At 69.3% G+C, this 24,965-nt stretch carries 20 protein-coding genes and 1 tRNA gene; 3 read left to right on the forward strand and 18 right to left on the reverse strand.

Annotated elements, in window-relative coordinates; translation table 11 throughout:
* Nucleotides 1–27 precede the first annotated feature (27 nt).
* Together AB0M70_RS05765 and AB0M70_RS05770 are read right to left on the reverse strand one after the other, a co-directional pair.
* Entirely contained in the window at nucleotides 28–1,032 is a 1,005-nt protein-coding gene (locus AB0M70_RS05765; protein ID WP_365816734.1) for a sugar ABC transporter permease, read from the reverse strand.
* A gap of 5 nt (nucleotides 1,033–1,037) precedes the next feature.
* Entirely contained in the window at nucleotides 1,038–2,351 is a 1,314-nt protein-coding gene (locus AB0M70_RS05770) for an extracellular solute-binding protein (protein ID WP_365816736.1), read from the reverse strand.
* Nucleotides 2,352–2,665: 314 nt separating this feature from the next.
* On the opposite strand from AB0M70_RS05770, the gene AB0M70_RS05775 reads away from it, so the two are divergent.
* Nucleotides 2,666–3,721: a LacI family DNA-binding transcriptional regulator gene (locus AB0M70_RS05775; RefSeq protein ID WP_365816738.1), complete on the forward strand. Its 1,056-nt coding sequence runs from the start codon at nucleotides 2,666–2,668 to the stop codon at nucleotides 3,719–3,721.
* A gap of 71 nt (nucleotides 3,722–3,792) precedes the next feature.
* On the opposite strand, the gene AB0M70_RS05780 is transcribed toward AB0M70_RS05775, so the two are convergent.
* The 4 genes from AB0M70_RS05780 to AB0M70_RS05795 form a co-directional block, all read right to left on the reverse strand.
* Nucleotides 3,793–3,865: transfer RNA gene (locus AB0M70_RS05780), tRNA-His, on the reverse strand.
* Between the two features lie 111 nt (nucleotides 3,866–3,976).
* Entirely contained in the window at nucleotides 3,977–4,579 is a 603-nt protein-coding gene (gene orn / locus AB0M70_RS05785) for an oligoribonuclease (protein WP_365816740.1), read from the reverse strand.
* Between the two features lie 10 nt (nucleotides 4,580–4,589).
* Entirely contained in the window at nucleotides 4,590–5,828 is a 1,239-nt protein-coding gene (locus AB0M70_RS05790) for a helix-turn-helix domain-containing protein (protein ID WP_365816743.1), read from the reverse strand.
* A 438-nt stretch (nucleotides 5,829–6,266) separates the two neighbouring features.
* On the reverse strand, nucleotides 6,267–6,563 hold the full coding sequence (locus AB0M70_RS05795; RefSeq protein ID WP_365817562.1) for a hypothetical protein: 297 nt from the start codon (nucleotides 6,561–6,563) through the stop codon (nucleotides 6,267–6,269).
* A 564-nt stretch (nucleotides 6,564–7,127) separates the two neighbouring features.
* On the opposite strand from AB0M70_RS05795, the gene AB0M70_RS05800 reads away from it, so the two are divergent.
* Complete coding sequence (locus tag AB0M70_RS05800) at nucleotides 7,128–7,652, forward strand: universal stress protein (RefSeq protein WP_365817564.1); 525 nt, start codon at nucleotides 7,128–7,130, stop codon at nucleotides 7,650–7,652.
* Between the two features lie 274 nt (nucleotides 7,653–7,926).
* Here the strand turns inward: AB0M70_RS05800 and glmS are convergent, their stop codons facing one another.
* The 3 genes from glmS to AB0M70_RS05815 form a co-directional block, all read right to left on the reverse strand.
* Nucleotides 7,927–9,744 carry a glutamine--fructose-6-phosphate transaminase (isomerizing) gene (glmS, locus tag AB0M70_RS05805; RefSeq protein ID WP_365816746.1) on the reverse strand — a complete coding sequence of 606 codons (1,818 nt, stop codon included), beginning with the start codon at nucleotides 9,742–9,744 and terminating at the stop codon, nucleotides 7,927–7,929.
* A gap of 10 nt (nucleotides 9,745–9,754) precedes the next feature.
* The gene (locus tag AB0M70_RS05810) at nucleotides 9,755–10,012 is read right to left on the reverse strand and encodes a hypothetical protein (RefSeq protein WP_363211334.1); all 258 of its coding nucleotides are present in this window, start codon (nucleotides 10,010–10,012) and stop codon (nucleotides 9,755–9,757) included.
* An 86-nt stretch (nucleotides 10,013–10,098) separates the two neighbouring features.
* Entirely contained in the window at nucleotides 10,099–10,986 is an 888-nt protein-coding gene (locus AB0M70_RS05815) for a DUF4429 domain-containing protein (RefSeq protein ID WP_365816748.1), read from the reverse strand.
* Nucleotides 10,987–11,115: 129 nt separating this feature from the next.
* Here AB0M70_RS05815 and AB0M70_RS05820 point away from each other — a divergent pair, with 129 nt between their 5' ends.
* Nucleotides 11,116–12,738 carry a beta-N-acetylhexosaminidase gene (locus tag AB0M70_RS05820; RefSeq protein ID WP_365816750.1) on the forward strand — a complete coding sequence of 541 codons (1,623 nt, stop codon included), beginning with the start codon at nucleotides 11,116–11,118 and terminating at the stop codon, nucleotides 12,736–12,738.
* A gap of 69 nt (nucleotides 12,739–12,807) precedes the next feature.
* Here AB0M70_RS05820 and AB0M70_RS05825 read toward each other — a convergent pair whose 3' ends face one another.
* From AB0M70_RS05825 to AB0M70_RS05865, 9 genes are all read right to left on the reverse strand, one after another.
* Complete coding sequence (locus AB0M70_RS05825) at nucleotides 12,808–14,574, reverse strand: IucA/IucC family siderophore biosynthesis protein (protein ID WP_365816752.1); 1,767 nt, start codon at nucleotides 14,572–14,574, stop codon at nucleotides 12,808–12,810.
* Nucleotides 14,571–15,131, reverse strand: a complete 561-nt coding sequence (locus AB0M70_RS05830; RefSeq protein WP_365816754.1) for a GNAT family N-acetyltransferase — start codon at nucleotides 15,129–15,131, stop codon at nucleotides 14,571–14,573. Before AB0M70_RS05830 ends, AB0M70_RS05825 begins: the two co-directional genes overlap by 4 nt.
* Nucleotides 15,128–16,363, reverse strand: coding sequence for a SidA/IucD/PvdA family monooxygenase (locus tag AB0M70_RS05835; RefSeq protein WP_365817566.1), 1,236 nt, complete (start codon nucleotides 16,361–16,363; stop codon nucleotides 15,128–15,130). The genes AB0M70_RS05830 and AB0M70_RS05835 overlap by 4 nt, the downstream gene beginning before the upstream one ends.
* Before the next feature lie 40 nt (nucleotides 16,364–16,403).
* Nucleotides 16,404–17,852 carry an aspartate aminotransferase family protein gene (locus AB0M70_RS05840; protein WP_365816756.1) on the reverse strand — a complete coding sequence of 483 codons (1,449 nt, stop codon included), beginning with the start codon at nucleotides 17,850–17,852 and terminating at the stop codon, nucleotides 16,404–16,406.
* Between the two features lie 162 nt (nucleotides 17,853–18,014).
* On the reverse strand, nucleotides 18,015–19,052 hold the full coding sequence (locus AB0M70_RS05845; RefSeq protein WP_365816758.1) for an ABC transporter substrate-binding protein: 1,038 nt from the start codon (nucleotides 19,050–19,052) through the stop codon (nucleotides 18,015–18,017).
* 126 nt (nucleotides 19,053–19,178) lie between these two features.
* Nucleotides 19,179–20,333 (reverse strand): acyl-CoA dehydrogenase family protein, encoded by a 1,155-nt coding sequence (locus tag AB0M70_RS05850; RefSeq protein WP_365816760.1) that lies wholly within the window; start codon nucleotides 20,331–20,333, stop codon nucleotides 19,179–19,181.
* A 6-nt stretch (nucleotides 20,334–20,339) separates the two neighbouring features.
* A complete protein-coding gene (locus AB0M70_RS05855; protein WP_365816761.1) occupies nucleotides 20,340–21,314 on the reverse strand; it encodes a hydroxymethylglutaryl-CoA lyase in 975 nt (324 codons plus the stop codon).
* Nucleotides 21,311–23,257 (reverse strand): acetyl/propionyl/methylcrotonyl-CoA carboxylase subunit alpha, encoded by a 1,947-nt coding sequence (locus AB0M70_RS05860; protein WP_365817568.1) that lies wholly within the window; start codon nucleotides 23,255–23,257, stop codon nucleotides 21,311–21,313. The genes AB0M70_RS05855 and AB0M70_RS05860 overlap by 4 nt, the downstream gene beginning before the upstream one ends.
* A 52-nt stretch (nucleotides 23,258–23,309) precedes the next feature.
* A complete protein-coding gene (locus AB0M70_RS05865) occupies nucleotides 23,310–24,926 on the reverse strand; it encodes a carboxyl transferase domain-containing protein (RefSeq protein WP_365816763.1) in 1,617 nt (538 codons plus the stop codon).
* Between the last annotated feature and the right edge of the window lie 39 nt (nucleotides 24,927–24,965).

Genomic DNA, 24,965 nt, shown 5'->3' on the forward strand with positions numbered 1-24,965 from the left:
CCGTCGTCGGGCCCGAGGTGCGGGACTTCATTGGGCCTTCCTCAGACGTCGGGCGATCAGCAGATTGACCGCGGCGATGAGCAGCAGGATCACGAGCATCAGCCAGGCCACAGCCGAGGCCCGGCCGAGATGGCCGTTGATCCAGCCCTGGTCGTACAGATAGAGGCCAAGGGTCTGGAACTGGTGGTCCGCGCCGCCCTTGGAACCGGCGGTGCCGCCGAACAGCAGCGGCTCACCGAAGAGCTGGGTCGCCCCGATGGTCGACACGACCACCGTGAACAGGATCGTCGGCCGCAGCATCGGGATGGTGACGTGCCGGAACTGCTGCCAGCGCGAGGCACCGTCCAGGGACGCCGACTCGTACAGGTCGTGCGGCACGGCCTGCATCGCCGCCAGATAGATCAGCGCGTTGTAACCGGTCCACCGCCAGATGACGATCGACGACACCGCGAACTGCGAACCCCACGAGGACTCACGCCAGTTGATCGGGTCCACGCCGATCGACCCGATGATCCAGTTGACCATGCCGCCGTCCCACGCGAAGAGCAGCGTGAAGACCAGCGAGGCACTGGCCACCGACGTGGCGTACGGGGCGAGCATCGCCACGCGCCACAGGGTGGAGCCGCGCAACTTGTAGTTGAGCAGGTGCGCGATGCCGAGCGCGACGCAGAGCTGCGGGACGGTGGAGATGACGCCGATGGTGAAGGTGTTGCCGAGCGCGTTCCAGAAGTACTCGCTCTGCAGCAGGTTGGTGTAGTTCTCCAGGCCGATCCACGTGCTGTCGTCGAGATTGGTCAGCGACAGGCGGTGCATCGACGCCCAGCCCGTGTAGAGCAGCGGGAAGAGCCCGAAGGCACCGAAGAAGAGGAAGAACGGGGCGACGAAGACGTACGGCGACGCCTTTATGTCCCAGCGGTACAGGCGGCTGCGCCACGTGGACGTGGGGGAGGACGTGCGCCTCCCGGACGCGGCCGGGGCCGCGCCCCCCTCTTCGGGGGACGCGGTCTCGGCGTACTCAGCGGTCTCGGACATGCGCGTCACTGTCCCAGAACATCCTTGATCTCCTTCTGCGCGGCTTCCCAGCCCTGCGCGGGAGACTTGCCCTGTTGCTCCACCTGGAGCACGCCGATGTCCGTGATGGACTGGCCGATCTGGGCGTCCTTCAGGCCGTAGATGGCCGAGGGGGTGTTCTTCGCGATGTCGGCGAAGATCTCCGTGATGGGCGCGTCATTGAAGTACGCCTTGGTCGCCGGGGACGGCTTCAGCGTGTCGTACGCCGACGGGGTGGAGGGGAAGCTGGCCTGCTTGGCGAAGACCTTGGCGAGCTGCTCGGGCTGCGTCAGCCAGACGGCGAGCTCGGTCGCCTCCTTCTTGTGCTTGCCCGCGCTCGGCACGCCGAGGAAGGTGCCGCCCCAGTTGCCGTCGGTGGGCGCCTTGGCCATGTCCCACTGGCCCTTGCCCTCCGGGCCCGTCTTCTCCTGGATGTAGCCGGCCATCCACGCGGGGCAGGCCACCGTGGCGAACTTGGCGTTGGCGAAGCCCTGGTCCCACGTCGGGTCGAACTGCTTGAGCTTGGACGACATGTCGCCCTGCGCGACCTTCATCGCCGCGTCCCAGGCGTCCTTGCGGCCCTGGCTCTTCTCGTAGATCTCCTTGCCGCTCTTGTCGTAGTACCGCTCGGTGGCACCGGCGAAGACCGCGTTATACACGCTGGACGCGGAGTCGACGAACTTGGTGTCCTTCGGCGCCTTCTTCATGTACTTCTCGCCGAGCGCGACGTACTTGTCCCAGTCGCCGGACCACTCCTTGGCGAGTTCCTCGCGATCGGTGGGCAGACCGGCCTTCTTGAAGAGGTCCTTGCGGTAACAGAGCGCCGTCGGGCCGATGTCGACGCCGAGGCCGATCGTCTTGCCGTCCTCGGTCGTGGCCTGCTTCCACTTCCAGTCGAGGTAGGTGGACTTGTCCACGCCCTCGGCCTTGCTCAGGTCCTCGAACTTGGCACCCTGGGTCTGCACGACCTCGGTGATGTTGCTGACCTCGATGGCGGCGACGTCATTGACACCCGCGCCGGACTGCAGCTGGGTGAGGAGCTTCGGATAGTAGGCGTCGTTCCGCTCGATGACGTTCTCTTTGATCTTGATGTTCGGGTGCGACTTCTCGTACTCGGCGTAGAGACCGGCCTGCTTCAGACCAAGCACACCGAACGTGCCCACATTGAGCGTGACCTTGCCGTCGCCGCCCTCCGAGCTGCTGTCGTCATCGCTGGAACAACCGGCCAGCAGGCTGCCGGCCAGCGCGGTCACGGCCGCGAAGGCCACCAGCCGACCGGGTCGGCGGGAACTCGTGCGCATTACGTCCTCCTGTTGCCTGACGTGCCGACCCCCCGGCCAACTGCACTTCTTGCCCCGTTGCTTGACTCTTCGGCTCGGGCGGGGAACGTGCGGGATGTGTACGTGTCAGGTACTGTGGGAGCGCTCCCACAAGTGATGAGTTGAAGAGTCGTGGCTCGGAGCGGGGGTGTCAAGGGACCGGACATAGAGATATGTCTTCAGTTATCGGGCTGTTACGAGAAGGCCCGCACGAGCAGCCGATCCGATCGGCGAAGATCAGGCTGTTACATTCCTCTACATTCCTCGCCCGGGGGAAGTGCGACGGGAGGCGGACAATGCCAGCTCACGGACCGCGCGGCCGCAGCGGCGGACGACCGACCCTCGAGGAGGTCGCCGCGAGGGCGGGAGTGGGCCGCGGGACGGTCTCCCGGGTGATCAACGGCTCGCCGCGGGTGAGCGAGGCGACCCGGACGGCCGTCGAGGCCGCCGTCGCCGAGCTCGGTTACGTCCCGAACACGGCGGCCCGCGCCCTGGCCGCCAACCGCACCGACGCCATCGCCCTGGTCGTGCCCGAGCCCGAGACCCGCTTCTTCGCCGAGCCGTACTTCTCCGACGTCCTGCGCGGGGTCGGCGCGGAGCTCAGCGAGACGGAGATGCAGCTCCTGCTGATCTTCGCCGGGAACGACCGCAGGCGCCAGCGCCTGGCCCAGTACCTCGCGGCCCACCGCGTCGACGGAGTCCTGCTCGTCTCGGTGCACGCCGACGACCCGCTGCCGGACCTCCTTGCCCAGCTGGAGATCCCCGCGGTGATCAGCGGCCGCCGCTCGGCGGACGAGCAGCTGCCCTCGGTCGACTCCGACAACTTCGCCGGGGCGCACTCCGCGGTCGAACACCTCCTGTCGCGCGGCCGCACGCGGATAGCCACCATCACGGGCCGCCTGGACGTCTACGGCGCCCAGCGCCGCCTCGACGGCTACCGCGCGGCGCTGTCGGACGCGGGCCGGCCCGTGGACGAGCGGCTGATCGCGCCGGGCGATTTCACGGAGGAGGGCGGCCGCAGGGCGATGACGGAGCTGCTCGCGGCCTTCCCGGACGTGGACGCGGTCTTCGCGGGCTCCGACGTGATGGCGGCCGGCGCCCGCCAGGTCCTGCGCGAGGCCGGGCGCCGCATACCCGACGACGTGGCGCTGGTCGGCTTCGACGACTCGGCGATCGCCCGCCACATGGACCCGCCCCTGACGAGCGTGCGCCAGCCGATCGAGGAGATGGGCCGCGCGATGATCGATCTGCTGCTCGCCGAGATCGCCGACGACCGCCCGGCATCGGCCCGCCGCCTGGATCACCGCCAGCTGGTCCTGCCCACGGAACTGGTGCAGCGGGCGTCGTCCTGAGCGCCCGCGGGTGAGACCGAGACACGAAGAAGGCCCGGTCCGCTTGCGCGGACCGGGCCTTGATCATTCAGGGTGAGTGACGGGACTTGAACCCGCGGCCACCTGGACCACAACCAGGTGCTCTACCAACTGAGCTACACCCACCATGTCCGGTCGTCCTGCGTTCTTCTGACCGGCCGAGAAAAAGTGTACAGGGTCCGAAGGGGTGCTCGCGCACGCGTATTCCGGACCCCGTACGAGGGGCGGTCGCGGGGGCTACTCCGCGGGCAGCACGTACTTCGCCGCGATCGTCTTCGCGGTTTCCGAGTCCGGTCCAGGCTGCGGCACGAAGATCGCCTCGCGGTAGTAACGCAGCTCGGCGATGGACTCGCGGATGTCCGCGAGTGCCCGGTGGTTGCCGTTCTTGTCCGGGCTGTTGAAGTAGGCCCGGGGGTACCACCGCCGGGCGAGCTCCTTGATGGAGGACACGTCGACGATGCGGTAGTGGAGGAACTCCTCCAGCGTCCCCATGTCGCGCAGCAGGAAGCCGCGGTCGGTGCCGACCGAGTTGCCGCAGAGCGGCGCCTTCCGCGGCTCCTTGACGTGCTCACGTACGTACGCCAGGACCTGCTCCTCGGCGTCCGCCAGCGTCGTGCCCGCTGCCAGCTCGTCGAGGAGCCCCGAGGTGGTGTGCATTTTGCGCACCACCTCGGGCATGGTCTCCAGCGCCGCGTCCGGCGGGCGGATCACGATGTCCACACCTTCGCCGAGCACGTTCAGTTCCGAGTCGGTGACCAGTGCGGCCACCTCGATAAGTGCGTCATCCGTCAGCGAGAGCCCGGTCATCTCGCAGTCGATCCACACCATGCGATCGTTCATGCGTCTTACCCTACGGCGCACTCCTCTGGCCGGGCAGTGGCGGACGTCCTGGCGCGTACACATCCGAGTTCGGCTTCCCCGGCTCCGCGGTCAGCGAGGCCGACGGGCCGATGGCACTCGCCGCCGCCGTACGCCGGGTCTGCGAGGGCACGGGTCCCGTGCTCTCCGCGTTCACCGTCGCCGTGGCGGGCACGGGCGGCGCCGATTCAAGGAGTGCCCGCTCACCCCCCTGCGGCCTGCGGGCGCGGTAAGCGGCCCGGTAGGCGGCGGGCGACGAGCCCAGCTGGCGCCGGAAGTGGCCGCGCAGGGCCACGGGCGAGCGGAAGCCGCAGCGGCCCGCGACCTCGTCGACGGAGTAGTCGGAGGTCTCGAGCAGCCGCTGTGCCTGCAGCACGCGCTGCGTGATCAGCCACTGCAGGGGAGCGCTCCCGGTGAGCGAGCGGAACCTGCGGTCGAAGGTGCGCCTGCTCATGTACGCGCGCGCGGCCAGGGTCTCCACGTCGAACTGCTCGTGGAGATGCTCCAGGGCCCAGGCGACGACCTCGGCGAGCGGGTCGGCGCCGATCTCCTCAGGTAAAGACCTGTCGAGATAGCGCTCCTGGCCGCCGGCCCGGCGCGGAGGCACGACGAGCCTGCGGGCGAGCGCGCCCGCCGCCTCGTTGCCATGATCCGTGCGCACGATGTGCAGGCACAGATCAATTCCGGCCGCGGTCCCCGCGCTCGTGAGCACGTCCCCGTCGTCGACGAAGAGCTCACGTGGGTCCACGTGGACGGACGGATATCGCTTGGCCAGCGTCGGTGCGTACATCCAGTGCGTGGTCGCCGGACGGCCGTCGAGCAGACCGGCCGCGGCGAGCACGAACGCCCCGGTGCACAGGCCCACGATGCGGGCGCCCTCTTCGTGCGCGCGGCGCAGCGCGTCCAGGGCCTCCGGCGGCGGCGGTGAGGTGATCGACCGCCAGGCCGGCACCACGACGGTGCCCGCACGCCCTATCGCCTCCAGGCCATGTGGCGCGGTGAGTTCGAGCCCCCCGGTCGTACGCAGCGGTCCCTCTTCACCGGCGCAGACAAGCAGCCGGTAGCGGGGGACCCCGGCGTCCTGCCGGTCGATCCCGAACACGGAGAGCGGTATGGAACTCTCGAAGATGGGGCCACCGCTGAACAGCAGCACCGCGACAATCTCCCTGCGGCGGCGTCCGGAGAGTTTCCGCGACGCGGCTTCTTGCACGGCAGTGGAGTCGTGGCTCATGGTGCTAAGCCCCCCTCGGTCGTCGCGGCTCCCTGTTCTTGGCGTGCTCTGTCTCTGCGTGTCCTGCGTTCTCGGCGCTCTTGGCGTTCCTGTCGGACCTGTCGCTCCTGCACGTTTCCCCTCGGTCCTCCACCAGTCCCCCGCCGTAATACAGTCATGATCGAATCTACTGCGTCCCGTGCTGCCGGGGTGACCAGTTAAGGACCCGGCACTATGTCGACATGGCAACTTGGCGTGAAGCAGTCGATCACGAAGCGTTGCACTCACGGGCGTTGCTGGGAAGTGCGCCTCAGCTCCGTGGCCGGTCCCCGTAGGGTTCAGGCGCCCTCCGCATGCCTTTCAGCCCTGGTGGGACCGGGGTTGAGTGCCCCTTCGGCCAAGGAATGCATGGCCATAGGAAGTTGGCTGAAAAGTTACGGGTAGGTGCGCGCGAATCGGTCAGTCCACCGGCGCTGACCCACCAGCATGCCGACCGCCCCTGCGCGCCCCCGGAGCCGTCCGTCCGTGCCGCCCGCGACGCTCGTCCGCCGGCTCGTCGCGCCGCTCGTCGGCCAGCCGCGCCGCGCCCCGCTCGGACTGCCGCAGAAGCAGCCGGCAGACCCCTGTCACGGCGAGCAGGCCGAGGGCCGAGCCCGCGGCTCCCGCCAGCGAGGTCCCGTACCCCACGAGGACGACGGGAACCAGGACACAGCTGAATGCCGCCCAGCGCACGACGTCGCTCGCGGAGTCCTGCAAGGGGGTGGGCGGCGTCTGATCGGCGCGCGGCGCCGGGACGCCCCCGCGCGGGCGCTCACGCGCCCCCTCGGGTGGGCGCCGGTGGCCCTGCGCCGTGACGCGTGGGGGCGTCGTGGCTCGTGAGGTCGTCGTGACGCGTGAGGACACTGGCGGCGGTCCAGGCACGGCGGGCTCCCTGTGGCGGTGGCGTACCGAGGTTCAACGCGTGGTCGCGCGGCCGGTCACTGGCGTGATCCTTGTGGCCGACGACAGCCCCCCGCGTGGGTGCCCAAACCGCCTGTACAAGGCAGCAACCATTGCCATACGGGCGCCGCTCATGCATGCTCCGGTGAACGCCGTGAGGCTCCCGCAGGGCCGGTAGCGAGCTCTGGGCAGGAGAGGAGTGTCGCCGTACCCTTGGGGGTATGGGTTGGGGAAGATGATTCCCGGACACAGCTCCGGTGGTCGCCGCCCCTCCTCGTCCCTGCCCGATCTTGTCCGCACTTGTCCGATCCGCTCCACACCGCGTCGCACGACCCGAACAGAGCCGACCCTCCCACAGAGGACTCCTTCGCCGAGACACCCATGGCCGGTCACGAATTCTCCGAACCAGCGGACCGCAAGCGGCAGGTCGCCGATTCCACGGCGACCCCCCAGGCGGCGGAACAACCACGTCATTCCTGCGATCCGGCCTTCCGGCACGGGGTCGTCGTCGGATTCGACGGCTCGACCTCCAGTGAACGCGCTCTCTCGTACGCGATCGGGATGGCCCATCGCTCGGGCTCGGGCCTGATCATCGTGCATGTCGCCAACCGGCTCCCCACCACGGTGTGGGCGGGCTGCGAGCCCCCGGTCTTCGTCGACGTGCCGGATCACCGCACCGAAGTGCTCGGTCTGGAGCTGGCCTGTGCGGACTACCTGGCCGAGGTGCCGTGGATCCTGGTCGAGCGCGGCGGCGACATCTGCCACGAGCTCGAAGAGGTCGGCCGGGAGTACTCCGCGGACGCCATCGTCGTCGGATCGACGCACGGGATCGTGGGGCGCATCTTCGGCTCGGTCGCGGGCCGGCTCGCGCGCCGTGCGCAACGCCCCGTCGTGGTCATCCCGTAACGGCTCTGCGTCCCAGGTGGGATGAGGGTGGCGAGGCGTCAACTCCCTTGCTATGTAGATAAATCTACTCGCGCGTAGAGGTGCTTTGCGTCCCTGTGAAGGGTACGTACAGGGGCACGACCCCCTGCCGACCGGGGAGTGACGGCTACCGGCTTGGGCAGGCGTGGGTCGGGGGAATGGGCGCCCCTGGCCCCTGAAGAACGACCCCTCGCACGCTTGGTGGCACGCGCGAGGGGTCGTTCATGTGCGGGTGTGCGATGGCCCCGCGGCGGGACTACTCGACGGTGACCGACTTGGCCAGGTTGCGCGGCTTGTCGATGTCGCGGCCCAGGGCCAACGCCGTGTGATAGGCGAGGAGTTGGAGCGGGATGCCCATCAGGATCGGGTCAAGCTCGTCCTCGTTCTTCGGGACGAGGATCGTCTGGTCGGCCTTCTCCTGCTCCTGGTGCGCGACCGCGAGGATCTTGCCGCTGCGGGCCTTGATCTCCTCCAGGGCGGCGCGGTTCTTCTCCAGGAGGTCGTCGTTCGGGACGATCGCGACCGTGGGGAGCGCGGGCTCGATGAGCGCGAGGGGGCCGTGCTTGAGCTCGGAGGCGGGGTAGGCCTCGGCGTGGATGTACGAGACCTCCTTGAGCTTGAGGGAGGCCTCGCGGGCGACGGGGTAGCCGCGTACGCGCCCGATGAAGAGCATCGAACGGGCGTCCGCGTACTGCTTGGCGATCTTCTTGATCTCGTCCTCCTGCTTGAGGATCTCCGAGATCTGGCCGGGCAGCTTGCGCAGGCCCTCGATGATCCGCTTGCCGTCGGAGACCGACAGGTCACGGATGCGGCCCAGGTGCAGGGCGAGCAGGCCGAAGGCGACCGTGGTGTTCGTGAAGCACTTGGTGGAGACCACGCAGACCTCCGGGCCAGCGTGGACGTAGACGCCCGCGTCGGCCTCACGGGCGATCGCCGAGCCGACGACGTTCACGACGCCGAGGACGCGGGCGCCCTTGCGCTTCAGCTCCTGGACGGCGGCAAGCACGTCGTACGTCTCGCCGGACTGGGAGACCGCGATGTAGAGGGTGTCGGGGTCCACGACCGCGTTGCGGTAGCGGAACTCGGACGCGGGCTCCGCGTCGGCGGGGATGCGGGCCAGCTCCTCGATCATCTGGGCGCCGATCATGCCCGCGTGGTACGAGGTGCCGCAGCCGAGGATCTTGACGCGGCGCACCTTGCGGGCGTCGTGCGCGTCCAGGTTCAGGCCGCCGAGGTGCACGGTGGAGAAGCGGTCGTCGATGCGGCCGCGCAGGACGCGGTCCACGGCGTCGGGCTGCTCGAAGATCTCCTTGTGCATGTACGTGTCGTGGCCGCCCATGTCGTACGACTCGGCCTCCCACTCCACGGTGGTCGGCGAGGCGGTCGTGCGGGAGCCCTCGGTGGTGTACGTGCGGTAGTCGTCGGCCTTGATGGTGGCCATCTCGCCGTCGTCGAGGGTGACGACCTGGCGGGTGTGCGAGACGAGCGCGGCGACGTCCGAGGCGACGAACATCTCCTTCTCGCCGATGCCGAGGACCACGGGGGAGCCGTTGCGGGCGACGACGATGCGGTCGTTGAAGTCGGCGTGCAGGACGGCGATGCCGTACGTGCCCTCGACGTGGCGCAGGGCCTCGCGGACCTTGTCCTCCAGCTTGTCCGCCTGGGCGCGGGCGATGAGGTGGGTGAGGACCTCGGTGTCCGTCTCGGAGAGGAACTCGACTCCGTCGGCGGTGAGCTTGGCGCGCAGCTCGGAGGCGTTGTCGATGATGCCGTTGTGGACGACGGCGACCTTGTTGTCGCCCGACATGTGCGGGTGGGCGTTCTCGTCGGACGGGGCGCCGTGGGTGGCCCAGCGGGTGTGGGCGATGCCGGTGGTGCCCTTGAAGCGGGCGGGCACCTTCGCCTCGAGGTCACGGACGCGGCCCTTGGCCTTGACCATCTTCAGGCCGGTGGCCTTGGGGCTGGTGATGACGACGCCCGCGGAGTCGTAGCCGCGGTACTCCAGGCGCTGGAGGCCTTCGAGGAGGAGGGGGGCCACGTCACGCTTGCCGATATAACCGACGATTCCGCACATAGAGGGTGTCCTAGCCGTAGATGATGCGACGCAGCTGCCGGAGGGTGAGCTCGGGCGGCGCGACCGCGCGGTATGTGAGATCCGCCGAGATCTGTTCGAAGATCGCCGCGTTCAGCAGGCCCTGACCTTGCAGTTCGCGGTGGCGGCGACGGACGAAGTCTTCGGTCGTCTCGTCGAAGTAGGCGAGCACGTCCTGGATGACCCGCAGTGCTTCGCCCCGCTGGAGCGGGGTGCTGCGGGTCAGGTGATCCACCAGGTCGTCGTGCATTCGTTGATCCTGAAGGAAGAGCCCTGCGCGTGCAACAATCCTGCCCGATTCCGGGCAGGGGCGCGTCGAAAACTGGCCCCGACGGCTCACATGCGTTTCAGGATCGCCTGCTTGGCGAGGGAGAACTCCTCGTCCGTGAGTATCCCGGCCTGGTGAAGCTCTCCCAGCTCACGGAGCCGCCGCAGCAACGCGTCGTGATCGTCCTCCGCCGGGGCGGCCGAGGGCACGGCAGGCGCAGCCAGGGCAGGAGGAGCCTCCGAGGGCTCTGCCGAAGCCGCCGGATGAGGCAACCGCACCTGCACGGCGGCGGCGACCAGCGCCATCAGCGGGTCCTTCTTGAAGCCCCACAGCTCGACCGAGTTCGGGTCGTACTTCGGCGGGGCCTTGGTCGGCGCGTGCCGGACGGTGAAGCGGAGGTAGCCGTTCTCCAGGCCCACCGCGGGCTGCCACTCCACCCCCGCGACCTCGGAGAGGGACAGCGTGCGCGTACCGGACGCCGACTTCGCCTCCTCCGTCTTCCAGTTCCACTCCAGGCGGATGGTCTCGCCGTCGAAGCTCGCCGTGCCGTCCCCCGCCGACACCGACAGCGGCACCGGGGGGCCCGGCAGCAGATAGCTGTCGCAGGGCACGGTCGGCACCTGCTCGAGCAGCAGCGCGTTGCGGACCTCGTCCACGACGTACTCCGCGACCCCGTACCGGTCCGAGTCCACCGCGAGCTGGTACGGGTCGGCGGCGTCCCCGAGTTTGCCCCCCGCAGCCTGCAGCAACGGGTCCGCGCCGTCCCGCAGCCGCAGCCTCAGCCGCCCCGACTTCTTGCCCTGTTCGAAGGCGATGCCCGCCAACGCGCCCAGCGGCACGGCCAGTTCTCCCAGCGTCTTGCGCAGCAGAGACACGTTCTTGTCGCGCCCCGGCACCAGGCGCAGCGTCTCTCCGTCGAAGGTCCAGGTCCCGTCGCGCTGGATGATTTCCGCCATGGGAGGATTCTTCCATTGGCGGGCGGCCGAAGTGGTCTACACCCTTGACCCACCCCGGGGCGCAAGGTACCCATGGTGACCGTTCGATTGCGATGCACCACAGTGATGGCCCGTCGAAGGGACCCGCTCGTGAGACAGCACCAAAGATCGACCCGTCTGTTCGGCTCGTTGCTGCTCGTCGCCGCGGCCGGCCTCTCCTCCGTGGCCGCCGCGCCCGTAGGTGACAGCGCGGCGCGGGAGGCGGCCGCCGCCGGCACGCCGACCCCGCTCGGCCAGGTGATCCCGGCCCCCGCGTCCGCCGACCCGGGCGGATCCCCGTACGAGATCACCGCGAAGACCCGCATCCGGGTCGACGACTCACGTGACGCGCGCGCGGTCGGCGGCCAACTGGCGGACGCCCTGCGCCCCGCCACCGGTTACCCCCTCAAGGTCACCGACGACGAGGGCCGCGACGGCATCCGGCTCCGGCTGAGCTCCAAGGACAAGTCCCTGGGCAACGAGGGCTACCGGCTCGAGTCCAAGAGGGGCTCGCTCACCATCACGGCCCGCAAGCCCGCCGGGCTCTTCTACGGCGTGCAGACGCTGCGGCAGCAACTGCCGGCGGCCGCCGAGAAGAAGACGAAGCAGAAGGGCCCCTGGCTGGTCGCGGGCGGCACCATCAAGGACGCGCCCCGCTATGCGCACCGCAGCGCGATGCTCGACGTGTCGCGGCACTTCTTCTCGGTCGACAAGGTCAAGCGCTACATCGACCAGATGTCGCTCTACAAGGTCAACAAGCTGCACCTGCACCTGAGCGACGATCAGGGCTGGCGCATCGCCATCGACTCCTGGCCCAGGCTCGCGACGTACGGCGGCTCCACGCAGGTCGGCGGCGGCAAGGGCGGCTACTACACGAAGGCCCAGTACAAGGACATCGTCCGGTACGCGGCGTCGCGGCAGCTCGAGGTGGTCCCCGAGATCGACATGCCGGGCCACACGAACGCGGCCCTCGCCTCGTACGCCGAGCTGAACTGCGACGGCGTCGCGCCCCCGCTCTACACCGGCACCGAGGTCGGCTTCAGCTCGCTGTGCGCCAAGAAGGCCGTCACGTACGACTTCGTGGACGACGTCATCCGCGAGATCGCCGCGCTGACCCCCGGCAAGTACATCCACATCGGCGGCGACGAGGCGCACTCCACGAGCCACGAGGACTACGTGGAGTTCATGAACAAGGTGCAGCCGGTGGTCGCCAAGTACGGCAAGACCGTCATGGGCTGGCATCAGCTGACCGGCGCGACGCCCGCCAAGGGCGCCGTCGCGCAGTACTGGGGTTATGACGCCACCGGCGCCGCCGAGCGCGAGCAGGTCGTGAACGCCGCGAAGAACGGCACCAAGCTGCTCCTCTCGCCGGCCGACCGCTCCTACCTCGACATGAAGTACAACAAGGACACCCCGCTCGGCCTCTCCTGGGCGGGCCTGGTCTCGGTGCAGCGCAGCTACGACTGGGACCCGGCGACGTACCTGAAGGGCGCGCCCGCCGACTCGATCCTGGGCGTCGAGGCGCCGCTGTGGTCGGAGACGCTCTCGACCTCGCAGCACATCGAGTTCATGGCGTTCCCGCGCCTGCCCGGCATCGCCGAGCTCGGCTGGTCGCCCGCCTCGACGCACGACTGGGACACGTACAAGGTGCGGCTCGCCCGGCAGGGGCCGCGCTGGGACGCGATGGGCATGGACTACTACAAGGCCCCCGAGGTGCCCTGGCCCGGCAAGTGATCACGTAGGCCGATGAGAGCGGGCTCCTGGGGACCGTCCCGGGAGCCCACTCGGCTTATGAGGGTGTGTCTACGCGATCGGGTTCTTCAGCGTCCCGACCAACTGGAGCGCGCCCGCCGGGTCGGCGAGGTCCACCATCTGTTCGTTGTCCCGCAGCTGGAGCCGGTTCAGGCAGGAGCGCGCGAACTCCGGGGCGAACATGTCGTACTGCTTGAACTTGTCGGCCAGCTGGGGTGTGGCCTCCTGGTACGTCGTCACGCACTCGGCGACGGCGCCCCAGAACGTCTCCTCGTCGACCAGGCCCTCGGTGACGAGGTTCGCCGACAGGAAGCGCAGGAAGCAGTCGAAGACGTCCGTGAAGATCGACAGGAGTTTCTGGTCGTCGGGGACCTCGACCCGCAGCCGCTCGACCGCGGGCGGAAGGACCGCGTCCGGGTCCATGACCGCGATCTCCTCGGCGATGTCCTTGAAGATCGCCCGCTGTACGACGCCGTCCTTGAGGACCAGGATGACGTTCTCGCCGTGCGGCATGTAGACGAGGTCGTACATGTAGAAGCTGTGCAGGAGCGGCGTCAGGTAGGCGTGCAGGTAGCCGCGCAGCCACTCGGCGGGGGTGAGCCCGGAGCGCTCGATGAGGGCGCCCGCGAAGGACGCGCCCTCCAGGTCGGTGTGGAGCAGCGAGGCCATCGTGGCCAGTTGCTCGCCCTCCGCGAGGGACGGCACGGGGCTCTCGCGCCACAGGGCCGCGAGCATCTTGCGGTACGGGGAGTAGCGGTCGGTGGCGGCCTCGTACTCCAGGTGGCGATAGCCGACGGCCGCGCGCTCGCGGATGATCGTCAGGCCGGTCGACTTCAGGGTCTCGTCGGTGTCGATGAGGTTCGCGAGCCAGTCGTTGATCGCCGGGGTCGCCTCCATGTACGCGGCCGAGAGCCCGCGCATGAAGCCCATGTTGATGACCGAGAGGGCCGTTTTGACGTAGTGCTTGGCCGGGTCGCTCTGGTTGAAGAACGTACGGATCGACTGCTGGGCCAGGTACTCGTCGTCGCCCTCGCCCAGGCACACCAGGTGCCGCTGCGCGACCTCCGCCGCGAAGGTCACCGACAGCTTGTTCCACCACTGCCAGGGGTGCGCCGGGATCAACAGGTAGTCGTCCGGGCCAAGGCCCTGCTCACGCAGTTTGCGGTCGAAGCGGTCCAGGGTCTCCTGGCCCAGCTCGGCCCGCAGGAACGACTCGTACTCGATACCGGCGCCCGCCGTGAACGCGGCCCGCTCCTTGCTCGCGGCCAGCCACACGAGCCGTACGGGGCTCGCGGTCTCGGGGGCGTACGAGAGGTACTCGTGGACGCCGAAGCCGAGCCGGCCGTTGTTGGCGACGAAGCAGGGGTGGCCCTCGGTCATGCCCGTCTCGATCTCCTGGAAGCCGGAGCGGGAGAGCTCGGCGGCCGGGATCGCGGGCTTGGTGAGCTTGTAGCAGGTGCCGGAGAGGGTGGAGGAGATCTCCTCCAGGTAGACCGGCAGGATCTCGTCGCTCAGGCCGAGCGCCGTACGCAGCTCGATGAAGAAGTCGAGTGCGTTCAGCGGGAGTTCGGTGCCGTCGCGGTGCCGGGAGATCGAGTCGGCGTCGACCTGCCAGTGGTCCAGGCGCAGCCGCTTGGCGGTGAAGCGGTAGCGGGTCAGGGCGTCGTCGCTGCGGATGACGTATTTGTCCTCGCCCAGTGGCTCCGGGGTGAAGAGCCGCTCGTGGGAGAACTCGGCGATGGCTTTGCGGATGAGGAGGCGGTTGGCCTGCTCCCAGCGCTCGGGGGAGAGGTGCGCCGTTGCGTCGGACAGGGTCATATCGCCGTTTCCCTTTCGCGTACTGCTGTGTCGAACTGTTCCCGGGTGCAGAAGCTCAGCAGGGCCTTCTTCTCCGGCTTCTGGATGACCTCGGCCGGCCGGAACCCGACGGCTTCGTTGAGGGCGTGCACGGCCTTGTTGTCGACGTCGGGCTCGACCACGACGCGCTCGGTCGCCGGGTCCTCGAAGAGCGTCGCCATGACCTTGGTGATCACGTCCCGGGTGAAGCCGGGGATGCGGACGTCGGAGGGCGCGGTCAGGAAGTGCATGCCCACGTCGCCGGGCTGCGGCTCGTAGAGGCCGACGAGCTCGACGTACCGGGGGTCGTAGCGCTCCATCAGGAAGGCGGGGACGCCTTTGTGCAGGCCGATGAACGCGTCGTGGTGCTCGTGGGCGGCGATGGCCATGTACTCGCGCTCGACGTCCGGCAGCGTCGCGTCCTGCATCATCCAGAACGAGGCCTTGGGGTGGGTGACCCAGCCGTGCAGGAGCTCGGCGTCCTTCAGGGGGTCGAGGGGGCGCAGGGTGAGGTCTGGATTCGTGCTCGGGTTGTTCATACGGCGAACTCCTGGAACGCGATGGACTTCTCGACGGGGTAGTACTCGGCGCCGAGCAGCTCACCGATGATGTACGCGTTGCGGTACGGGCCCATGCCCAGGTCGGGGCTGGTCAGCGAGTGGGTGTGCACGGCGCCGTTCTGCAGGAAGATGCCGCGGCCCGTGGTGTCGATGGAGTAGTTGCGGGCGACGTCGAAGCGGCCGCGGCCGTCCCAGCGGATGCGGTCGCGCACGGGCTCCAGGAAGTCGGGCGTGACGTACTGGTAGCCGGTGGCCAGGATCAGGCCCTCGGACTCCAGCTCGAAGTCCTTGCCCTGCTCGTCCTGGTGCAGGCCGAGGGTGTACGTGCCGTTCTCGTGGCGCGCGCTCAGCAGCGAGGAGTTGGTGAGCAGCCGCGTCGGCACCGGGCCGCCGAGGTTCTTCTGGTAGAGCAGGTCGAATATCTCGTTGATCAGGTCGCCGTCGATGCCCTTGAAGAGCGTCTTCTGCTGTTCCTGGAGGCGGTAGCGGGTCGCTTCCGGCAGCGCGTGGAAGTAGTCCACGTACTCCGGGGAGGTCATCTCCAGGGTCAGCTTGGTGTACTCCAGGGGGAAGAAGCGCGGGGAGCGCGTGACCCAGTTGAGCTGGTAGCCGTGGACGTCGATCTCGCTCAGGAGGTCGTGGTAGATCTCGGCGGCGGACTGGCCGCTGCCGACGAGCGTGATCGACTTCTTCTTCTGGAGCTCCTGCTTGGACTGCAGATAGCGGGAGTTGTGGATGAAGTCGCCGCCGAGGCCCGCGCACGACTCGGGGATGTGCGGCGGGGTGCCGGTCCCGAGGACGAGGTGGCGGGCGCGGAAGGTGTCGCCGGTCGTGGTGTGGACGACGTACAGGTCGTCCTCGTACGTCACCTCGGTCACCGTCGTGCTGAAGCGGACGGACGAGAGTTTCGCGGCGGCCCAGCGGCAGTAGTCGTTGTACTCGGTGCGCAGCGGATAGAAGTTCTCGCGGATGTAGAAGGAGTACAACCGCCCCGCTTCCTTGAGGTAGTTGAGGAAGGAGTAGGGGGACGTGGGGTCCGCGAGGGTGACGAGGTCCGACATGAACGGGGTCTGGAGATGAGCGCCCTCCAGGAACATGCCCGAGTGCCACTCGAAGTCCGGCTTGGACTCCAGGAAGAGGCCGCTGAGCTCGTCGATGGGTTCGGTCAGGCAGGCGAGGCCGAGGTTGAAGGGGCCAAGACCGATGCCGATGAAGTCCAGTGGTTCCGTCGGTTCCAGTGGCTGTCGGTGATCAGGAAGCGCGGTCAAGGGTCTCTCCCAGGTACTGCTCGGCGTGGCCGGCGATCAGATCGAGGACGGCCGTGATGTCGGCGACCGTGGTCTCGGGATTGAGCAGGGTGAACTTGAGGTACTGGCGTTCGCCGACCTTGGTGCCCGCGACGACGGCGTCACCGGAGGCGAACAGCGCCTTGCGGGCGTACAGGTTGGCGCGGTCGATGGCGGACGGGTCGCAGATCGAGGCGGGGATGTAGCGGAAGACGAGCGTGGAGAGCTGGGGCTCCACGACGACGTCGTAGCGGGGGTCGGCGGCGAGCAGCTGCCAGCCCTCGTCCGCCATGTCGCAGACGGAGTCGAAGAGCTCGCCGATGGCGTCGGCGCCCATCACGCGCAGCGTCATCCACAGCTTGAGGGCGTCGAAGCGGCGTGTGGTCTGCAGGGACTTGTCGACCTGGTTGGGGATGCGCTCCTGCACCATGCGGCGCGGGTTGAGGTACTCCGCGTGGTACGTCGCGTGGCTCAGCGTCGTGCGGTCCCGGACCAGGACGGCGGAGGAACTCACCGGCTGGAAGAAGGACTTGTGGTAGTCGACGGTCACGGAGTCGGCGCGGTCGATGCCGTCGATGAGGTGACGGTTCTTGCGCGAGGCGAGCAGACCGCAGCCGTACGCCGCGTCGACGTGCATCCAGGTGCCGTACTGCTCGCAGATCTCGGCGATCTCGGGGAGCGGGTCGATGGAGCCGAAGTCGGTGGTGCCGGCGGTGGCGACGACCGCCATGGGGGTGAGGCCGTTCTCGCGGCAGCGTTCCAGCTCGCGGGCGAGCGCCACGGTCTGCATGCGCTTGTTGTGATCGGTGGGGACGACGATCACGGCGTCCTCGCCGAGGCCGAGCAGCGTCGCGGCTTTCTGGATGCTGAAGTGGCCGACCTCGGAGGCGAAGATGCGCAGGTCGGCGGCGGGCTTTCCGGCCTTGGCGGCTTCCTCGCGGGCGAGCAGCATGGCCTGGAGGTTGGACTGCGAGCCGCCGCTGGTGAACACGCCGTCGGCGGCCGGGCCGAGCCCGATGCGTTCGGCTGTCCAGTCGATGAGACGGCGCTCGATCAGTGTGCCGCCTGCGGACTGATCCCACGTGTCGAGGGAAGAGTTGACCGCGGAGAGCACCGCCTCGCCGAGCACGGCCGGGATGACGACCGGGCAGTTGAGGTGCGCGAGGTAGCGGGGATGGTGGAAGTACACGGCGTCGCGCAGGTAGAGCTCGTCGAGCTCGTCCAGGGCGGCGATGGTGTCGTGCAGGGGTTCGTCCAGGTCGACGGCCTCGATGCGGGGCGCGAGGTCGTCGACGGAGACGCCGGTAAAGGGGCGTGAGGTGGTGGCGATTCTGGCCGCCACCCGCTCGACTCCTTCGGTCACGGAGCTGCGGTAACGCTCCGCGGTGGTGTCGTTGAGCAGGTGCGAGCGCATGAACTTCCTCTGGGTGAGGGGACTTGGGGGAAGTGAGGTAAGCCTAACCTAACTACCCCTGTGGTTAAACCCAGGGGGTCCCTGCGGTCACAAGGAGCCAGAAAAACGGAACAGCCCTCTCCGGAATGCGGAGAGGGCTGTGGTGTTGCGCGGCGTCCGGGGTCAGCTGACCTTCTTCGCCTTCTCGATCGCGTCGGCGAGGTCCTCGAGGATCGGGGCGCACTTGTCGTACGAGTAAATGGGCTCGGTGACGCGGGGAATGACCTGTCCGGCCTTGACCGCGGGCAGCTTGGCCCAGGTCGGCTTCTCGATGTCGGCGGGCTGGATGGTGGCCGTGCGGTTGTCCATCATGATGATGTCCGCGTCGTGCTTGTTGACGTTCTCCCAGCTCAGGTTCTCGAACCAGCCGCCGCTCGCCTTCTTGGCGGCCACGGACGGCTCGACGAAGTTCACGCCGAGGGACTTGAAGTACTCCAGGTCCGCGGAGAGGTTCGTCCCGGAGACGTAGAAGATGTCCTGGCTCGCCGAGCCGACGAGGACCTTGATGTCCTTGTTCGCCTTGGCGACCTTGCGCAGCCGCTCGGCCGCGGCCTCGAAGCGCTTCTTCGCCTTGACGACCTTCTCGGCCTTCACGTCCGCGCCGAGCGACTCGGCGAGGGCGAGCAGGCGCTGGAGGGGCTCGGTCATCTTGCGGTCGTAGACGCTGATGCCGACGCTCGGGGCGAGCTTGAGGATCTTGTCCTTGCTCTCCTCGGGGACGGACCAGAGGGTGCCCGCGTCGTCGAACATCGTGGAGACGAGAAGGTCGGGGGCGAGGCCCGCGTACTTCTCGATGTTGAACTTGCCCCATTCGTTGCCGAGGATCGTCACCTTGCTGACGTCCATGTCGCCGGCCTGGACGTCGGCCTTGCCGTCCGTGGTCTTCGTCGGGCCGAAGACGCCCTTGACCTCGATGCCGTAGTCGAAGAGGGCTGCGGCGACGCCGGTGAAGGCGACGATGTTCTTCGGGGTGCCCTTGGCCTTGGCGGTCGTGCCGCGGTCGTCCTTGAAGCTCCAGGGGCCGGAGTCGCCGGAGTCCGCAGCGCCCGAGTTGTCCTTCTTCTCGTCTCCGCAGGCTGCCAGCAGGGCCGTCAGGCCGAGGGCTCCGCCGGCGGCGAGGATGCCGCGACGGGAGGGCTGGGGGAGGCGGGAGTGGGGCATGAGGGTCTCTGCTTTCGTGAGGACGGCGGCACGGTGGGGCCACTGGCCGGAACTAGCGCTTAGGTTAACCTAACCTAAGGTGCTGTCCAGTGGCCCCCGCGGGCGCCTTCCCCGACGCGGGGGTGGTTATCCCGCGAATCCCAGCTCCCTGGCGATCAGCATGCGCTGCACCTCGCTGGTGCCCTCGCCGATCTCCAGGATCTTGGAGTCCCGCCACATGCGGGCCACCGGATACTCGTTCATGAAGCCGTACCCCCCGTGGATCTGGGTGGCCTCGCGTGCGTTGTCGACGGCGACCGTGGAGGAGTAGAGCTTCGCGATCGCCGCCTCCTTCTTGAAGGACTCGCCGCCGACGAGCCGGGAGGCCGCGTCCCGCCAGCCGACGCGGGCCATGTGCGCCCGCATCTCCATGTCGGCGATCTTGAACTGGATCGCTTGGTTCGCCCCGATCGGCTTGCCGAAGGCGTGCCGCTCCTTGGCGTACTTCACGGACTCGTCCACGCAGCCCTGGGCGAGGCCCGTCGCGAGCGCGGAGATCGCGACCCGGCCCTCGTCGAGGATGCGGAGGAACTGGGCGTACCCGCGGCCCTCTGCGCCGAGGAGGTTCGCCGCGGGTACGCGGACGTCCGCGAAGGACAACTCGCGGGTGTCCGAGGCGTTCCAGCCGACCTTCGAGTACGGAGCGGCGACCGTGAACCCGGGCGTCCCGGACGGCACGATGATCGAGGAGATGAGCGGACGGCCGTCCGGCTTGCGGCCGGTGACGGCGGTGACCGTGACCAGACCCGTGATGTCCGTGCCGGAGTTGGTGATGAAGCACTTGGAGCCGTTGATCACCCACTCGTCGCCGTCGAGGACCGCGGTCGTGCGGGTGCCGCCCGCGTCCGAGCCGCCGTCCGGCTCGGTCAGGCCGAAGGCGCCCAGGAGTTCACCGGAGCAGAGCCGCGGCAGCCACTCCTGCTTCTGCTCGTCCGTGCCGAAGAGGTGGATCGGCATGGCGCCGAGCGAGACACCCGCCTCCAGGGTGATCGCCACCGAGGAGTCGACCCGCGCCAGCTCTTCGAGCGCGATGCCGAGGGCGAGATAGTCGCCGCCCATGCCGCCGTACTCCTCGGGGAAGGGCAGGCCGAACAGGCCCATGCGGCCCATCTCACGGACGATCTCGTACGGAAACTCGTGCCGCTCGTACAGGTCGCCGATCTTCGGGGCGACCACCTCGTGCGCGAACTCCTCGACGGTGCGGCGGAGCTCCTCGTGCTCGGGGGACAGACGGTGGTCCATCGTTCTTCACTGCTCCTGGTGGGAGGTGCCCGTCAGGGCACGGACGGTGCGGGAGGGGCTGGGTCGGCCCAGTTGTTCGGCCATCCACGCGCTGGTGGCGGTGAGCTTGCCGAGATCGACGCCGGTCTCGATGCCGAGGCCGTCGAGCATCCATACGAGGTCTTCGGTGGCGAGATTGCCGGTGGCGCTCTTCGCGTACGGACAGCCGCCGAGGCCGCCCGCCGAGGAGTCGACCGTGCGCACGCCGTGCTGCAGGGCGACCAGAGTGTTCGAGAGCGCCTGGCCGTACGTGTCGTGGAAGTGCACGCCGATGCGGTCGGTCGGCACACCCACCGCGTTCAACTCGGCGAGGAGGGCCAGGACATGGCCGGGGGTGGCCACGCCGATGGTGTCGCCGAGGCTCAGCTCGTCGCAGCCCATGTCGATCAGGGCCTTCGCGGTGCGGGCGACCTGGGCGACGGGCACCGGGCCCTCCCACGGGTCGCCGAAGCACATGGAGAGATAGCCGCGCACCCGCACCCCCTGCTCGCGGGCGCGGGCCACGACCGGCTCCGACATGGCGAGCGCCTCGGCCATCGTGCGGTTCAGATTGGCCTTGGCGAAGGACTCCGTGGCGCTGACGAAGACGGCGATGCCGCGGACGCCGAGGGCCAGCGCGCGGTCGAGTCCCCGGTCGTTCGGCACCAGGACCGGGAGCTGTGCCACCCCGTCCCGTTCGAGGTCGCCCACCAGGGGGAACAGCTGCTCGGAGTCGGCCAGTTGGGGCACCCATCTGGGGTGCACGAAGCTGGTCGCCTCGACCGTCGTGAGGCCCGCCGCGGCGAGGCGGCGGATGAACTCCGCCTTGATCTCGGTGGGGACGACCGCTTTCTCGTTCTGCAGGCCGTCCCGCGCGCCCACCTCGTAGATACGGACACTGGGCGGCAGGGCGTGGGCGGGGACGGTCATGGGGAGGCCGCCCGGCCGTGCGTCGGTGGTCATTCCGTGTCTCCCTCGGCCTCGTCGGGGATCACCACGGCCAGGATCTGGTCCATGGCGACGGTCGAGCCCGGTGTGACGTCGAGCTCGCTGACGGTGCCCGCGTGCGGGGCGGAGATGACGTGCTCCATCTTCATCGCCTCCACCACCAGGAGGCTCTGCCCCTGGGTCACGTGATCGCCGGTGGACACCTTGACGACCGTGACCGTGCCGGGCATGGGGGCGGTGAGGGCGTCGGCCCCGCTGTGGGCGGCGCCGGTGAGGCTGGCCGCCACGGGGTCGTGGTCCTGGACGTGCCAGGCGTCGCCGTCCCTGCCGAGCCAGTCGGCGGCGCGGTGGAAGGTGTGGGCGACGCCGTCCACATGGACCGTGACGCGGCCGGGCTCCACGGTGCGCGGGCCCTCGCCCGCGCCGTGCGCCACGGGCTCGTGTCCCGGCACGCGCAGATGGTGCGTCAGCGGGGCGGGAGTGCCGCCGAGGCGCCAGCTGGTCGGGGCCGAGAAGGGGTCCCGCCAGCCGTCACCGGTCGGTTCGAGGGCGGCGGTGCGGACGGCTGCCGCAGCCTCGTACACCTCGTCGGGCACCCCTTCGGGGACGAGGCCGTCCGCCTCGCGCTCCACGAGGCCGGTGTCCAGCTCTCCGGACACCACCGCCGGGTGTGCGAGGAGGCGCCGCAGGAACCCCGCGTTGGTCGGGACGCCCAGGGTGACCGTCTCCGCGAGCGCGGCCCGCAGCTTGCGCAGGGCGGTGGAGCGGTCGGGGCCGTACGCGATGACCTTCGACAGCATCGGGTCGTACAGACTCCCGACCTCCGTGCCCTCGCTCAGGCCGGAGTCGGTCCGCACCCCGTCACCCTGCGGCTCGTGCAGCGCGAGGACGGTCCCGCCGGACGGCAGGAACCCGCGCGAGGGGTCTTCCGCGCAGACGCGGGCCTCGATCGCGTGGCCCGTCAGCGTGATGTCCTGCTGACCGAACGGGAGTTCCTCGCCGGCGGCGACCCGCAGCTGCCACTCCACCAGGTCGAGGCCGGTGATCAGCTCCGTCACCGGGTGCTCCACCTGGAGGCGGGTGTTCATCTCCATGAAGTAGTACGACGCCGGGTCCTTGCCCGGGACGATGAACTCCACCGTGCCCGCGCCCGCGTAGCCGCAGGAGCGTGCCGCCTGGACCGCCGCCTCGCCCATCGACGCGCGCGTGGCCTCGTCGAGCAGGACGCTGGGGGCCTCCTCGATGATCTTCTGATGGCGGCGCTGGAGCGAGCACTCGCGCTCGCCGAGGTGGATCACGTTCCCGTGGCCGTCCGCGAGGACCTGGATCTCGATGTGCCGGGGGCGGTCGATCCAGCGCTCCACGAGCAGCGTGTCGTCACCGAAGGAGGACCGCGCCTCGCGCCGCGCGGCGGCGATCTCGTCCGCGAGCAGCGAGGCGTCCCGCACGAGCCGCATGCCCTTGCCGCCGCCGCCCGCCGACGGCTTGAGCAGCACCGGCATGCCGATCTCGCGCGCGGCGTCCGCCAGTTGGGCGTCGGTCAGGCCGCTCCCCGAGGAGCCGGGGACCACCGGGACCCCGGCCGCCTTGACCGTCTCCTTGGCGCGGATCTTGTCGCCCATCAGGTCGATCGCCGATGCGGGCGGACCGATGAAGACGAGGCCCGCGTCCGTGCAGGCCCGCGCGAACTGCGCGTTCTCGGCGAGGAAGCCGTACCCCGGGTGGACGGCCTGGGCGCCGCTGCGGGACGCCGCATCCAGGAGCCGCTCGGCCGAGAGATAACTCTCGGAGGCCGGAGCCGGGCCCAGGCGCACCGCCGTGTCCGCCTCCCGCACATGCCGGGCGTCCGTGTCCGCGTCGCTGAAGACGGCGACGGAGCGCACGCCGAGGGCGCGCAGCGTCCGGATGACGCGGACCGCGATCTCGCCCCTGTTGGCGACCAGAACCGTGTCGAACATCGTCCCTCTCCCCGGGATGGTCCCTTGCTGGATGTCGCTCATCGTCCGCCCCTCACATCCGGAAGACGCCGAAGCCGGGCTCGCCCAGCGGCGCCTCGGCGCAGGCGGTCAGGGCGAGGCCGAGGACCTGCCGGGTCTCCATGGGGTCGATCACGCCGTCGTCCCACAGCCGTGCCGTGGCGTAATAGGCGCTGCCCTGTTCCTCGTACTGAGCGCGGACCGGGGCCTTGAAGGCCTCCTCGTCCTGCGCCGACCACTCCTCGCCCCGCGCCTCCAACTGGTCGCGCTTGACGGTCGCGAGGACCGACGCGGCCTGCTCGCCGCCCATCACGGAGATCTTGGCGTTCGGCCACATCCACAGGAAGCGGGGGGAGTAGGCCCGGCCGCACATCGAGTAGTTCCCCGCGCCGTACGAACCGCCGATGACGACCGTCAGCTTCGGCACGCGCGTGCAGGCCACCGCCGTCACCATCTTGGCGCCGTGCTTGGCGATGCCGCCCGCCTCATAGTCCCGGCCGACCATGAAGCCGGAGATGTTCTGCAGGAAGACGAGGGGGATGCCGCGCTGGTCGCACAGCTCGATGAAGTGGGCGCCCTTCTGGGCGGACTCGGAGAACAGGATGCCGTTGTTCGCGATGATGCCGACCGGGTGGCCGTGCACGTGGGCGAAGCCGGTGACGAGCGTCTGGCCGTACTCCGCCTTGAACTCGGCGAAGCGCGAGCCGTCGACCACGCGCGCGATGACCTCGCGGACGTCATAGGGGGTGCGGGAGTCCGTCGGCACCGCCCCGTAGAGCCCGAGGGGGTCGACCTTCGGCTCCTCGACCGGCCGGACCGACCACGGGAGTTCGCCGCGCTCGGGGAGCGTGGAGACGATCGTGCGCACGATCCGCAGCGCGTGCGCGTCGTCCTCGGCGAGGTGGTCCGTCACGCCGGAGACCCGGGAGTGGACCTCGCCGCCGCCCAGCTCCTCGGCCGTCACGACCTCGCCGGTCGCGGCCTTCACCAGGGGCGGCCCGCCGAGGAAGATCGTCCCCTGATTGCGGACGATCACCGCTTCGTCGCTCATCGCGGGGACGTACGCCCCGCCCGCCGTGCACGAGCCGAGGACGGCCGCGATCTGCGGGACGCCCGCCCCGGACATCCGCGCCTGGTTGTAGAAGATCCGCCCGAAGTGCTCGCGGTCCGGGAAGACGTCGTCCTGCATGGGCAGGAAGGCGCCGCCCGAGTCCACCAGATACAGACAGGGCAGGCGGTTCTCCAGCGCGACCTCCTGGGCGCGCAGGTGCTTCTTCACCGTCATGGGGTAATACGTGCCGCCCTTGACGGTGGCGTCGTTGGCGACGATCACGCAGGTGCGCCCGGAGACCCGTCCGATGCCGGCGATGACCCCGGCGGCCGGCGCGTCCCCGCCGTACAGCCCGTCGGCCGCGAGCGGGGCCAGCTCCAGGAAGGGCGAGCCGGGGTCGAGCAGGGCGTCCACGCGGTCGCGGGGCAGCAGCTTGCCGCGCGCGACATGGCGGGCACGGGCCCGCTCGCCGCCGCCGAGCCGTGCCGCCGCGAGCTTGGCCCGCAGGTCGTCGACGAGGGCGGTGTGCGCCGCCTCGTTCGTCCGCCATGCCTCGGACGCGGGATCAGCCGCGCTCGTCAGCACCGGTGCCTGCAGCATCAGTCGAGCCCCCTTGCTCGGTTAATGAGCGTTAACGCG

It is taken from the genome of Streptomyces sp. NPDC051214 (genome assembly GCF_040682375.1).
Classification (GTDB): domain Bacteria; phylum Actinomycetota; class Actinomycetes; order Streptomycetales; family Streptomycetaceae; genus Streptomyces.